Here is a 12735-nt window from a genome sequence, read left to right as displayed (position 1 = left end):
TGTTCTGCCGCGCTAGGGGCAATTGCCCCGAAGCGACCCCACCAGCCTGTCGATGATCGGGTCCATTTCTGCCAGGTTTCGCAACGAATATTCCGCGCTGAACGACCCATAGCTCTGCCGGTCGCAGAGCAGGATCATGCGCTGATAATGCACGCGTGCCCCCTTTATCGCTGAAAAACTGGCCCACTGCGGCGTCGTTACCTGGTAGGTCACGTGCCACGCGCCGGCTTCTGCCTGCTGCATCAGGCGATTGACCTCGGCTTCAAAACTTTCATTGCCCGTTTCCAGCAAGCCGCCCCAAATCACGAGACGTTGCGCGCCCCGGCGGCGCTGGAATTCCTGCCCGTCCCCATTGTCGCTCTCGCCGAGCCCGACATAGCCGGGTGGAATATCGATCTGATAGCCGAACCGCAGATTGGCGTAATAATCCCAGTCCTGCGCCGACGCAGGCGCCGCCATCAACGCCATTATCAGAAGCAGTGCTGCGTGCATGCTGAACCCGGCTTCATTACACCACCACGATCCCGGCATGCTTGGCCTTGTTCTCCGGCTCGACGTGGATGGTGATCTGGACATCTTCGACAGCCTGGTGCAGCCTGGCTTCGATATTGTCGCAAATGGCATGGGCTGCATCGACACTCATGGCGCCCGGCACCACCAGGTGAAAATCGACGAAGGTCAGCGCGCCGGCCTGCCGGGTGCGGATATCATGGGCTTCGATTGCCCCTTCCGCATTGGCCGCAATCACTTCGCGGATAAGCCTCAGCCGGTCGGGCGGGGTAGCCGCGTCCATCAGTCCGCCGACGCTGTCGCGAATGACGCCCCAGCCCGACCACAGGATATTGAGCGCCACCAATCCCGCCAGGATTGGGTCGAGGATAGCCCAGCCGGTCGCGACCACCAGCACCAGCCCCACCAGCACGCCGACAGTCGAAATCACGTCGGTCAACAGGTGCTTGCCGTCCGCTTCCAGTGCCGGGGAGCGGACCCTGCGACCATATCGGATCAGCACGAACGCCCAGACGACGTTGATCGCCGTAGCGCCCAGGCTGATCGCCAGGCCCTGCGCCGGCGCCGACAGTACATGTGGCTCAAACAAGCCGAGCACGGCCTCCCGGATGATCAGGATCGCCGCCACGATGATCATCACGCCCACGATCACCGCCGAAAAATATTCGGCCTTGTGATAGCCATAGGGCAGAGCGGCATCCGCCGGCTTTTGCGCCAGCCGCACCGCGACCAAGGCCACCACGGCCGTGACGACATTGACGATGGATTCCAGCGCATCCGAATACAGCGCCACCGATCCCGTGGTCCACCAGGCCAAGGTCTTCAGCCCAAGCACCAGCAGTCCCACCAAAAGACTTGCCGCGGCGATCGCCACCGTCTTGTTTGCCGCCGCAATCGCCAAAGCACCGCCCCGTCTGATCGGGCGAGTTTACGTCTCACGCCACAATGGGGGCATAACTCTCCCCGCTCATTCGCGCAAGTCCTTGTATCTGCAAATCATTTTCAGAAGCATTCTGAACTGCCGCAGCCTCGTCAAGCCTTTGATTGACCATACGGATTGTGCGCCTTAGAACCAGATTCATTGCAGCGTTCCCCCAAGGGACTGAAACAGAGTTCGGTGCGGTCGACCCAAATCGGGGACCAGGTCCGGAGCTGCTCGGTCTTTTGCGAACCTGCCTCTTGTTCCGGGAGGCGAATATGGCCGAGCCTGCCGTAGCTTCGGCGTTGTTTGATGTCCAGATCCCCGTCATTGCCGGCGTCGGCTGTCGGCGTGGTGCCGGTGCCGGCGAGATCATTGCGCTGCTGCACGAGGCGATGGCCGACGCTGGTCCCGCCTATCGATTGCTTGCCATCGCCACTCTGGACCGTAAGGCCGGTGAACCCGGCCTGATCGCCGCGGCCGACTATTTCGGCGTGCCCCTGCGGGCCCTCCCCGCCGATCAGCTTGCCGGTCCCGAGCCGGCAGGCTCTGCCAAAGTTCTGCGACTGATCGGCGTTCCCAGCGTCGCCGAAGCCACCGCTCGCCAGGCCGGTCCCTTGATCTTGCCCAAGTTCAAATCCGCCCACGCAACCTGCGCGCTCGCAGCGCTCGCCCCGCAATTTGATCTGGCAACCTTCGGTCAGCCGGCGCCCGTTTCCACTGCCGCCATTGCCCCGTCGAGGTCGCTGACCTCGACCGCCGGACCATAGGCCGGCCGCGCAATCATGATTACCTTGACCCCCAAGCGCCGTGCTGCGGCAAGCTTTGCCGCCGTCTGTCCACCGCCCGAATTCTTGGTGACCAGGTGAGTGATCTCCTCGCGCTCCATCAACTGTATCTCGCCGGTCAGATCGTAGGGCGGCCGCGACAGCAAGACGCTGATATGCCTTGGCAATTCGGCCACGGGCGGCTCGATCAGCCGCGCGACGAACTGGCAGTCGTCGCGCTCGAAAAACGCTTCCAGCCCGGTATGGCCGCTGGTCAGCAGCACATCGGCATTGGCGGGCAGGGCAGCCGCCGCTTCGGCGGTCGTGTCCAGCGTCAGCCAGTCGTCGCCTGGTGTCTGCGTCCAGGCCTGGCGCATGAACCGAACCAACCCAATCCCCGTTGCCTGGGCGGCGGCGACGGCATTGACGGACATCAGCCCGGCATAGGGATGGGTGGCATCCACCAGACGCTGCGTGCCGACGGCCCGCATATAGGCGGCCAAGCCGGGTATGCCGCCGAATTTTCCCATCCGGATGCCACCCTTTGGCAATCTGGGATCGCTGGTGCGCCCAACAAGCGAACTGGTGACGTCATGACCTCTGTCGACCAATCGGTTGGCCAGTTCCCGCGCTTCCGCCGTTCCGCCCAGAATCAGGATTTTCATCCGCCACGATCTCGTTGCGCCCCGAGCGATTGTGCCCGCGCGCTCCGGCGCTCGCAATATGCTTGGGCCCAATAATGTCTGACCGAGCGATCCACAGTCCCGCCATTGTCCTTTGCCCCGTGAGCGGCTATCGGTCGGCATATCGGCAAGACACAGAGGCGTGAATTTGGCTAACGGCCTGGTTATCGGCGCGCCGCGCTCAGGCTCGGGCAAGACGGTCATTACGCTGGGCCTGCTTGCCGCCTTGCGCCGCCGGGGAACGACTGTCGCCCCCGCCAAGACCGGCCCCGACTATATCGATCCTGCGTTCCTGGGCCGTGCCGCTGGTCGTGAGGCGGTCAACCTCGATCCATGGTCGATGTCGCCGCACCGCCTCAAATCCCTTGCCGCCCGGCATGCCGGCGATGCCCTGCTGGTTGTGGAAGGCGTCATGGGGCTTTATGACTCCGCCGCCGATGGAACCGGGTCGACCGCCGACCTGGCCGAACTCCTGGACCTGCCGGTCATTTTGATCGTCGATGCCGACCGGCAAAACCAGTCGGTAGCGCCCCTCGTGGCCGGATTTGCCAATTGGCGCGTCGGGGTTCGCATTGCCGGCGTCATCCTCAATCGCGTCGCGTCGAGCCGGCACGAAACCATGCTGGTCGAGGCACTGGCGCCAACGGGTATCGCCTGCCTCGGCGCAATCCCGCGCAATCCCGCGCTGGTCATTCCCGAACGCCACCTGGGCCTGGTCCTGCCCGGCGAGATCGATGATTTCGAACCCTTTCTCGCCACTGCCGCCTCGGCGATCGGCGACTATGTGGACCTTGAAGCGCTTTTCGCTTTGGCCTCGCCATTGCCCCAGGCGGCCGAGGAGCCTGCCCTCCTTCCGCCGCTGGGCCAGCGCATCGCCGTTGCGCGTGATGCCGCCTTTGCCTTTGCCTACCCTCACCTGCTCGACGGTTGGCAGCGACAGGGGGCGGAACTCAGCGTCTTCTCCCCGCTCGCCGACCAAGCGCCCCCCGTCGATGCCGATGCGGTCTTTCTGCCCGGCGGCTATCCCGAATTGCACGGCGCCACGCTTGCCGCTGCGACGACCTTCAAGACGGGGCTGCTTGCCGCCCGCGAGCGCGATGCATTGATCTATGGCGAGTGCGGCGGCTTCATGGTCTTGGGGGAAATCCTGATCGACAAATCCGGTCAACCCCATGAAATGGCTGGTCTCTTGCCGCTCATCACCCGGATCGACCGGCCCAAGCGCATCCTGGGCTATCGCAGGCTCATTCAGAGCGGGGCCCTGCCATGGCCCGTCCAGCTTAACGGGCACGAATTTCATTATTCCTCGGCGAGGCAGTCGCGGCTGCCGCCGCTGTTCCAGGCCAGTGACGCGCGTGGCGCGGCCCTCCCGCCCATGGGCGCTGCCATCGGTCGGGTCATGGGCTCCTATGCCCATGTGGTTGATGCGGCATGACCCGCGCGCTGATGTTCATGGGCACCGGCTCCGATGTCGGCAAATCCCTGCTCGTGGCGGGTCTTTGCCGCGCCTTTGTCCGGCGCGGTCTGCGCGTGGCCCCGTTCAAGCCGCAAAACATGTCCAACAATGCCGCGGTGACCGAGGACGGTGGCGAAATCGGCCGGGCCCAGGCGCTGCAGGCTCGGGCCGCCTGCCGCCCGCCAACGACCGCGATGAACCCGGTCCTGCTCAAGCCCGAACAGGAGACCGGCGCGCAACTGGTGGTGCGCGGGCGGCGCCGCGCCTCCATGTCGGCCCGCGACTACTTCGCCCGGCGCGCCACCCTGTTGCCCGAAGTCCTTGCGGCCTTTGCCGAATTGGCGAGCGACGTGGACCTGATTCTGGTTGAGGGCGCTGGCAGCGCCTCCGAAGTCAATCTGCGCGACCAGGACATCGCCAATTTTGGTTTTGCCCAGGCGGCCAAGGTGCCGGGGGTCGTCATCGGCGATATCGAGCGTGGCGGGGTCATCGCCGCGCTGGTGGGAACCTTCGCCGTGATCGATCCCGCCGATGCCGGGCTGATCGTAGCCACCTTGGTCAATAAATTCCGAGGTGATCCGACGCTTTTCACCGCCGGCAGGAGCGTCATTGCCGAGCGTACCGGCGTTCCTTGCCTGGGGCCGGTGCCCTATTTTGCCGATGCCCACAAGCTCCCAGCCGAGGACGTCATGGCCCTCGATGGGCCGCAGCGGACCGGCACCGGCCGATATCACATCGTCGTGCCACGCCTGCCGCGCATCGCCAATTTCGACGATCTCGATCCGCTGCGGGCCGAACCGGGCGTCGCCGTGACCGTGGTCGAGCCCGGCCGGCCCCTGCCGCGCGATGCCGATCTGATCATCCTGCCCGGCTCCAAGGCCACGCGCGCCGATCTGGCTGCTTTGCGCAGCCAAGGCTGGGACATCGATATTCTGGCCCATCACCGTGCCGGGGGCAGGGTGCTCGGCATCTGCGGCGGCTACCAGATGCTGGGCCAAACCATTGCCGATCCCGACGGGATCGAAGGCCCGTCCGGCACCAGCGCGGGACTAGGCTTGCTGGACGTTCAGACCGTGCTGACCCCCGTTAAGCAATTGCGCCTTGAGCAGGCCATGGCCATGCCGAGCGGCCTGCCGATCGCCGGCTATCATATGCATATGGGCCTGTCCCAAGGCCCCGACCTTGCGCGGCCCTTCGCAATGGTTCAGGGCGATCCAGAAGGCGCCACCAGCCCGAACGGCCTGGTCCGAGGCACCTATCTGCATGGCCTGTTCGCCGCCGACGATTTCCGCCGGGCTTTCATCGGCAGTGCAGCCACGGGGGGCATCAACTATGAAGCGGGGATCGAGGCGACGCTCGATGCCCTCGCCACCCACCTTGAAACCCACCTCGATCTCGATGCGCTGTTGGCGCTGGCCCAACCGGTTCGGCTTGCCTGATGGATGTCCTGGTCTCCCCACTCTGCCTGCTGATCGAGCGCCTTCTTGGCTATTCTCCGCGCCTTGTTAGCGCCATCGGCCATCCCGTCATGTGGTTCGGGGCGCTCATCGATTATCTGGAGCGCAAATTCAATCGTCCCCATCACCCCGCGCACCGGCGACGCACGGCCGGCATTGTAAACCTGGCGATCCTGCTGGGGATAACTTTGGTGATAACCCTGCCGGTGCAGCAGGTTTTGCGAGCGATCCCAGGTGGTTGGACGCTCGAAATTCTCCTCGCCACCCCGTTTCTGGCGCAACAGGAGCTGGGTCGGGCCGTGCATGCAGTCTTTGACGCGCTCGGCCATTCGCTCGAGGCGGGACGGGACGTGGTCAGCCACATCGTCGGCCGCGACCCCCAAGCCCTTGATGAGGCTGGCGTTTGCCGCGCCGCCATCGAAACCCTGGCGGAGTCGACCTCCGATGGCGTCGTCGCACCTTGGTTCTGGCTGGTGCTGTTGGGCCTGCCCGGCATCGTGCTTTACAAGGCCATCAATACCGCCGATTCGATGATCGGCCATCGCACCGAACGCTATCGCGATTATGGCTGGGCAGCGGCCCGGCTGGATGATTGGGTCAACTGGATTCCCGCCCGGCTGACCGCCGTTCTCATCACTGCGGCCTGCTTCGTGACGCCCCATGCAAGCCCCGGAAAAGCCTGGGCAATTGCCCGGCGCGATGCCCGAAAGCACGCCTCGCCCAATTCGGGCTGGCCCGAGGCAAGCTTTGCCGGCGCCCTAGGCTTTACCCTAGGCGGACCGCGCAGTTATAGCGGTGAAATCGTTGATCTGCCGGCTTTTGGTAGCGGCAAGCGCGCCCTGGTGGCCAGCGACATTCTGCGCGCACTGCAGCTGTATCGCGCAACGCTCAACATCACCCTTACGGTTAGCATTCTGTTAGCGTTGATGACCGCATCGGCGCGTATTCAAGCTTCATAGATGCGCGGTCCGTCCGTACTGGGTGGTTCGCCCTTGAGCACCATCGGCAAGCCGGCGACGACGAAGTACACATCGTCGCAAATCTCGGCCAGGCGCTGATGCGCCGAACCGGCCAGATCGCGGAACGTGCGGGACATGGCATTGTCGGGCACGATCCCGAGCCCGACTTCGTTGCTGACCAGCATGATCTTGGCGCGCTTGACCTGCACCAGTGTCGCCGCAAGCTGCTCGACCGCCCCGGCGACCTCCTCGCCGGCCATCAGCATGTTGGTGATCCACAGCGTCAGGCAGTCCACCAGAATCACATCATGGTCGACGGAAGCCGAGATGATGGCGTCCGACAGCGCCAATGGCTCCTCGATGGTGTCGAAGCGCCCGGCGCGACCGCGCCGGTGACTTTCCACCCGGTCGCGCATTTCGGCGTCCAGCGCGGTGGCAGTGGCCAGATAGGCCGGCTTGCTGCCTTCGCGCATGGCGAGCCGCTCGGCCAGGGCCGTCTTTCCCGAGCGCGCACCGCCCAGCACCAATAGATGTCGCGTCATGATCTTTCTCTTGCCGCTCGCATCGCCATTCCCCACAAAGCCGCAGTGGCAAGCAGGTTGCCTACTCTGTCACACCCATGCAGGGCAGGGATGCAAAACCCGCGCTTTGGCATGGTCAATCGGTTGCTTATTGTACTTTCGTCTTAGCATCTTTCGCATTATGGTCCGCGCCGAACCGACCCCATATGCTCTGGCATCGAACGGAGGCGCCCGCGTGCCCAGATACTATCTTGGCGTTGACGGCGGCGGCACCAATTGCCGCGTCCGCCTCGTCGACGAGACCCTGACGACCCTTGCCGAAGTCAAGAACGGCCGCTCCAATTTGCAGATCGATGATGGCGAACCCGCGTTCAAGGCGATCAGCGACGGCACGCGCGACGTGTTCGCGGCTGCCGGGGTCGATTACCGGGAAACGCGCAATACCTTTGCCTGCTTCGGCATGGCCGGCGGCCGGATGGATTCGGCGCGCGACGAGTTCGCGGCGCGTCCCTGGCCCTTTGCCGGGGTCAAGGTCCATGACGATATCGATATCGCCCATGCCGGCGCCCTGGGCGGCAATGACGGCGCGGTGATCATCGTGGGCACCGGCTCTGCCGCGCTTGCCATCGTCGATGGCAAGCGCCATCAATGCGGCGGCTGGGGCTTCCAGATCGGCGACCAGATGAGTGGCGCCATATTGGGCCGCGAACTGGTGCGCTATGCCGTCGAGGCGCAGGACGGGCTGGTGCCCGCTTCGCCCTTGACCGAGGCGGTGATTGCGGCTCTGGGCGGCGACAACCAGGCCGTGATGACGTGGTCGTTCGGCGCCGACAAGGACGTGCGCATCATCGGCAATGACGGCTCCGAAGGCCATGGCGACCTGCTGGTCGGCCGCGCCCCTGCCGAATTCGGCCGCATGATGCCGCTGCTGATCGATCATCTCGACCAGGGCGATCCGGTGGCCCGGCAGATGATGGATGTGCAACTGGGTTACGTGGATCGCTATGTGCGCTGGTTCCAGGCCCGCAATGCCCATGTCATGGCCATTGTCGGCGGGTTCGGCGAACGCATTTTTCCGCTGTTGCAGCAACGTTATGGCGACTTTGTCGCCTTGCCGCTTTATGAACCGCTGCATGGCGCGGTGATCCTCGCCAAGCAGAATTTTGCCCAAAGCCCGACTTGAGAAGGACTTAACCTCGTGTCCAGCCGCATCATTCCGGTTCAGCCTTTCGATTACGTGGTGTTCGGCGCCACCGGCGATCTGACCAAGCGCAAGCTTATTCCCGCGCTTTATCATCGTTTCAAGGATGGCCAGTTCGACGAGCAGTCCCATATCATCGGCGTTTCGCGCTCCAAGCTCAGCGATGCCGATTTCCAGAAACTGGCGCGCGATGCGGTCACGGAGTTCGTGGAAAAGGAATATCAGGATGCCGCGGTCATCGACCGCTTCGTCACCATCTTTTCCTATATTCCCAACGATGTCAGCGATCCGGCGAAATGGACCGATATCGGCAAGGCGCTGCGCGACGACCCCAAGATCGTGCGCGCCTTCTATTTGGCCGTGGCGCCCGACCTGTTCGAGCCGATTGCCGAATACCTGTCCAAAAAGAAATACTATCGCCGCGACGCTCGCGTCGTCATCGAAAAGCCGTTGGGCCATGATCTGGCCTCATCGATGGAAATCAACGATGGCGTGGCCAAGATCTTCCGCGAAGATCAGGTTTACCGGATCGATCATTACCTGGGCAAGGAGACGGTCCAGAACCTCCTGGCGCTGCGCTTTGCCAATACGCTGTTCGAGCCGATCTGGAACTCGGCCCATATCGACCATGTGCAATTGACCGTGGCCGAGTCAGTCGGCGCCGGTACGCGCGGCTATTACGACGAGTCCGGCGCTCTGCGCGACATGATCCAGAACCACATGCTGCAGCTATTGTGCCTCGTGGCCATGGAGCCTCCCGCATCCGACGACGCCAATGCGCTGCGCGACGAAAAGCTCAAGGTGCTGCGCTCGCTCAAGCCCATCGTCAATGGCGATGTGGCGCGCATGACCGTGCGCGGCCAATATCGCGGCGTGAAGTCGGAAACCACTTCGGTGGCCGGCTACCAGGATGAATTGCCGCCCGAAAAGAAGGGCAGCCGCACCGAGACCTTCGTGGCGCTCAAGGCCGAAATCGAGAACTGGCGCTGGGCCGGCGTGCCGTTTTACCTGCGCACCGGCAAGCGCATGGCCAGCCGCGTGTCGGAAATCTGCATCCAGTTCCGCTCCATTCCCCATTCGATCTTCGATCATGCCGAGGGCGCGCCCAAGGCCAACAAGCTGATCATCCGCCTGCAGCCCGACGAGGGTGTCAAGATGATGATGATGATCAAGGACCCGGGCCCCGGCGGCATGCGCCTGCGCGAAGTGCCGCTCAACCTGAGCTTTGCCGCCACCTTCACCGAGCGCACGCCCGAAGCCTATGAGCGGCTGTTGCTCGACGTGATCCGGGGCAACCAGACCCTGTTCATGCGCCGCGACGAGCTGGAAGCGGCCTGGCAATGGGTCGATCCGATCCGCGAAGCCTGGGACAATTCGCCCGAGCCGACCCAGCCCTATACCGCCGGCACCTGGGGCCCGACGGGCGCCATCGCCCTGATCGAGCGTGACGGCCGCACCTGGTACGAGGGTGATAATTAATCCCATGATACGTGGACCGATCATCGATTGTCAGGACTGCCTCACCTCGCCCCTCCGGGGAGAGGTCGGCGCGTCAGCGCCGCATGAGGGCTGCGATGCTGCAGAAATGAGTGTTCTCCTCGCATCGCACCCCTCACCCTGGCCCTCTCCCCGGAGGGGCGAGGGGACGCAAGAACTGAAGCATCCCTTGCCCAGCGAGTCGGTCCAATGACGATCGAGCGCCGCAGCTTCGCCGATAAGCCGACTCTGGCCAAGGAGCTGGCCGAGGCCGTTGCCGAGCGCATCCGGACGGCAATCGCCGAGCGCGGCGCGGCGGCTGTAGCGGTCAGCGGCGGCTCGACGCCCGGCCGGTTTTTCCAGGCCTTGGGCAAGACCAGGGACATCGACTGGTCCAAGGTCATCGTCACCCTGGTCGACGAACGCTGGGTGGATGAAACCAACGACCGCTCCAACGCCCTGCTGGTCAACGAGCGCATGCTGCAGGGACCGGCAGCGATCGCCCGCTTCCTGCCGCTCTATTCGGGCGGCGACGAGCCGACGCCTGAGCAGGTCGAAAAAACCAATGCCGCGCTGGCCAATCTGCCGCGCCCGTTTGCCGCGGTCATTCTCGGCATGGGCGGCGATGGCCATACGGCCTCGTTCTTTCCCGGCGGCGATACGCTCGTCGCAGCGCTGACCGAACCGGGTCCCGCGCTTGCCATCCACGCTCCCGGCGCCGGGGAGGCGCGCATTACCCTTACCCTTCCGTATCTGCTGAACACGGATGGGCTCTACCTTCATATCGAAGGCGAAGAAAAGGCCGTCGTTCTCGACACGGCATTGAGTGAAGGTCCCACAGAGGCCATGCCCATCCGTGCCGTGCTGCGCTCCGGCCAGACTGTAACCGTCTATTGGTGCCCATAGTCCCCGTCGCGGTCCCCAATCGACCGCCTCGGCCACTATAGCGGCTCCACCAAAGGAGCTCCGATGTCTGTCCGCCAATCCATCCTGGATGTCACCGATCGTATCGCCGCCCGCAGCCGCGACACCCGCCGCGATTACCTCAACCGGCTCGACGCCGCCAAGGAAGCCGGCGTCTATCGCTCCAGCCTCTCCTGCGGCAATCTCGCTCATGCCTTTGCCGCCTGCACCCCCGCCGAAAAGGCCGCGCTCGCCGGCAGCAAGACGCTGAACCTGGGCATCGTCACCTCCTACAACGACATGCTCTCGGCCCATCAGCCCTACCAGTTCTATCCCGATATCATCAAAGCCGCTGCCCGCGAGACCGGCGCGACCGCCCAGGTCGCCGGGGGCGTGCCGGCCATGTGCGATGGCGTGACGCAGGGGCAGCCCGGCATGGATCTGTCGCTGTTTTCGCGCGACGTGATCGCCATGGCCACCGCCATTTCGCTCAGCCACAACATGTTCGACGCCGCCGTCTATCTGGGCATCTGCGACAAGATCGTGCCGGGCCTGTTGATCGGGGCCCTCAGCTTCGGCCACCTGCCGGCCGTGTTCGTGCCCGCCGGACCAATGCCCTCCGGCATGCCCAACGACGAAAAGAGCCGCATCCGCCAGCTCTATATGGAAGGCAAGGTCGGCCGCGCCGAACTGCTCGAGGCCGAGGCCAAATCCTACCATTCGGCCGGCACCTGCACCTTTTACGGCACCGCCAATTCCAACCAGATGCTGATGGAAATCATGGGTCTGCACCTGCCGGGCGCCAGCTTCGTCAATCCCGGCACGCCCTTGCGCGACGCGCTGACCCGCGAGGCGACCCGCCGCGCCCTGTCGTTGACCGCGCAGGGCAACGACTATACCCCGGTCGGCCATGTCATCGACGAGAAGTCCATCGTCAACGGTCTGGTCGGCCTGCATGCCACCGGCGGCTCGACCAACCACACCATGCACCTGATCGCCATCGCCGCCGCCGCAGGCCTGCAGGTCACCTGGGATGACATGAGCGATCTTAGCGACGCCACCCCGCTGCTGGCCCGCGTCTATCCCAATGGGGTTGCCGACGTGAACCATTTCCATGCCGCCGGCGGCATGGGGTTCCTGATCCAGGAACTGCTGGAAAGCGGCCATCTGCACGAAGACGTCAAGACGGTCTGGGGCAATGGCCTGAGCGGCTACGCCGTCGAGGCCAAGCTGATTGAGGACAAGCTGACCTTTGAAGCGTCACCCAGGCAATCGGCACTGCCCAAGGTGCTGACCACGGTGGCCAATCCGTTCCAGACCTCTGGCGGGCTCAAGCTGCTCACCGGCAATCTGGGCCGTTCGGTCATTAAGGTCTCGGCCGTCAAGCCCGAGCACCGCGTTATCGAGGCGCCCGCCCGCGTCTTCCACGGCCAGGAGGGCCTGCAGGCCGCGTTCAAGGCGGGCGAACTCAATGGCGACATGATCGCCGTCGTTCGGTTTTCCGGTCCCCGCGCCATCGGCATGCCCGAGTTGCACAAGCTGACGCCCGCACTCGGCGTCTTGCAGGATCGCGGCTTCAAGGTCGCGCTCTTGACCGACGGCCGCATGTCCGGCGCCTCGGGCAAGGTGCCCGCCGCCATCCACATGACCCCCGAAGCCGTCGACGGCGGCCCCATCAGCAAGCTGCGCGATGGCGACATGATCCGCCTCGATGCCAATGCCGGCACGCTGACCTTCCTCGGCGACGAACGCGAACTGCTCTCGCGCACCCCGGCCACCGAGGACTTGCGGCCGCAGCATTTCGGCATGGGTCGGGAGTTATTCGCTGGGTTCCGGAGCCTTGTGGGCGTGGCGGACCGGGGGGCGAGCGTGTTTCAATAAGG

General features: G+C 64.3%; 12 protein-coding genes. 8 read left to right on the top strand and 4 right to left on the bottom strand.

What is annotated here, in order from left to right; translation table 11 throughout:
- Positions 1-12 precede the first annotated feature (12 nt).
- Complete coding sequence (locus ACFE8X_RS02205; RefSeq protein ID WP_375449795.1) at positions 13-492, bottom strand: hypothetical protein; 480 nt, start codon at positions 490-492, stop codon at positions 13-15.
- Between the two features lie 16 nt (positions 493-508).
- Entirely contained in the window at positions 509-1411 is a 903-nt protein-coding gene (locus ACFE8X_RS02200) for a cation diffusion facilitator family transporter (protein WP_375449794.1), read from the bottom strand.
- A 296-nt stretch (positions 1412-1707) separates the two neighbouring features.
- On the opposite strand from ACFE8X_RS02200, the gene ACFE8X_RS02195 reads away from it, so the two are divergent.
- Positions 1708-2199, top strand: coding sequence for a cobalamin biosynthesis protein (locus tag ACFE8X_RS02195; RefSeq protein WP_375449793.1), 492 nt, complete (start codon positions 1708-1710; stop codon positions 2197-2199).
- On the opposite strand, the gene ACFE8X_RS02190 is transcribed toward ACFE8X_RS02195, so the two are convergent.
- On the bottom strand, positions 2130-2861 hold the full coding sequence (locus ACFE8X_RS02190; RefSeq protein ID WP_375449792.1) for a cobalt-precorrin-6A reductase: 732 nt from the start codon (positions 2859-2861) through the stop codon (positions 2130-2132). The two genes, ACFE8X_RS02195 and ACFE8X_RS02190, sit on opposite strands and share 70 nt — an antisense overlap.
- Positions 2862-3021: 160 nt before the next feature.
- Here ACFE8X_RS02190 and ACFE8X_RS02185 point away from each other — a divergent pair, with 160 nt between their 5' ends.
- Genes ACFE8X_RS02185 through cbiB form a run of 3 tightly spaced genes read left to right on the top strand, consistent with a single transcriptional unit; the run spans position 3022 to position 6751 of the window.
- Positions 3022-4314, top strand: a complete 1293-nt coding sequence (locus tag ACFE8X_RS02185; RefSeq protein ID WP_375449791.1) for a cobyrinate a,c-diamide synthase — start codon at positions 3022-3024, stop codon at positions 4312-4314.
- Complete coding sequence (locus ACFE8X_RS02180; protein ID WP_375449790.1) at positions 4311-5774, top strand: cobyric acid synthase; 1464 nt, start codon at positions 4311-4313, stop codon at positions 5772-5774. The genes ACFE8X_RS02185 and ACFE8X_RS02180 overlap by 4 nt, the downstream gene beginning before the upstream one ends.
- Complete coding sequence (cbiB, locus tag ACFE8X_RS02175) at positions 5774-6751, top strand: adenosylcobinamide-phosphate synthase CbiB (RefSeq protein ID WP_375449789.1); 978 nt, start codon at positions 5774-5776, stop codon at positions 6749-6751. The genes ACFE8X_RS02180 and cbiB overlap by 1 nt, the downstream gene beginning before the upstream one ends.
- Here cbiB and cobU read toward each other — a convergent pair.
- Positions 6739-7293: a bifunctional adenosylcobinamide kinase/adenosylcobinamide-phosphate guanylyltransferase gene (gene cobU, locus ACFE8X_RS02170; RefSeq protein WP_375449788.1), complete on the bottom strand. Its 555-nt coding sequence runs from the start codon at positions 7291-7293 to the stop codon at positions 6739-6741. The genes cbiB and cobU overlap by 13 nt on opposite strands.
- A gap of 214 nt (positions 7294-7507) precedes the next feature.
- Between cobU and ACFE8X_RS02165 the strand changes: the two genes are divergently transcribed.
- The 4 genes from ACFE8X_RS02165 (at position 7508) to edd (ending at position 12733) form a co-directional block, all read left to right on the top strand.
- Complete coding sequence (locus tag ACFE8X_RS02165) at positions 7508-8455, top strand: BadF/BadG/BcrA/BcrD ATPase family protein (RefSeq protein WP_375449787.1); 948 nt, start codon at positions 7508-7510, stop codon at positions 8453-8455.
- A 15-nt stretch (positions 8456-8470) separates the two neighbouring features.
- Positions 8471-9952: a glucose-6-phosphate dehydrogenase gene (gene zwf, locus ACFE8X_RS02160; RefSeq protein WP_375449786.1), complete on the top strand. Its 1482-nt coding sequence runs from the start codon at positions 8471-8473 to the stop codon at positions 9950-9952.
- Positions 9953-10159: 207 nt separating this feature from the next.
- Positions 10160-10855 carry a 6-phosphogluconolactonase gene (gene pgl, locus ACFE8X_RS02155; protein WP_375449785.1) on the top strand — a complete coding sequence of 232 codons (696 nt, stop codon included), beginning with the start codon at positions 10160-10162 and terminating at the stop codon, positions 10853-10855.
- Between the two features lie 63 nt (positions 10856-10918).
- Complete coding sequence (gene edd, locus ACFE8X_RS02150; protein WP_375449784.1) at positions 10919-12733, top strand: phosphogluconate dehydratase; 1815 nt, start codon at positions 10919-10921, stop codon at positions 12731-12733.
- Positions 12734-12735: the final 2 nt, after the last annotated feature.

This window comes from uncultured Devosia sp. (assembly GCF_964244875.1).
Taxonomy (GTDB): Bacteria; Pseudomonadota; Alphaproteobacteria; order Rhizobiales; family Devosiaceae; genus Devosia.
The sequence above is the reverse complement of the archived record's forward strand: the minus strand, read 5'-3'. Positions and strand labels throughout refer to the sequence as shown.

Bases quoted from the DNA above. Each gene is read 5' to 3' on its own strand.
- ACFE8X_RS02205 (WP_375449795.1), bottom strand. From the start codon at position 492: ATGCACGCAGCACTGCTTCTGATAATGGCGTTGATGGCGGCGCCTGCG.
- ACFE8X_RS02195 (WP_375449793.1), top strand. From the start codon at position 1,708: ATGGCCGAGCCTGCCGTAGCTTCGGCGTTGTTTGATGTCCAGATCCCC.
- ACFE8X_RS02190 (WP_375449792.1), bottom strand. From the start codon at position 2,861: ATGAAAATCCTGATTCTGGGCGGAACGGCGGAAGCGCGGGAACTGGCC.
- ACFE8X_RS02180 (WP_375449790.1), top strand. From the start codon at position 4,311: ATGACCCGCGCGCTGATGTTCATGGGCACCGGCTCCGATGTCGGCAAA.
- cbiB (WP_375449789.1), top strand. From the start codon at position 5,774: ATGGATGTCCTGGTCTCCCCACTCTGCCTGCTGATCGAGCGCCTTCTT.
- cobU (WP_375449788.1), bottom strand. From the start codon at position 7,293: ATGACGCGACATCTATTGGTGCTGGGCGGTGCGCGCTCGGGAAAGACG.
- pgl (WP_375449785.1), top strand. From the start codon at position 10,160: ATGACGATCGAGCGCCGCAGCTTCGCCGATAAGCCGACTCTGGCCAAG.
- edd (WP_375449784.1), top strand. From the start codon at position 10,919: ATGTCTGTCCGCCAATCCATCCTGGATGTCACCGATCGTATCGCCGCC.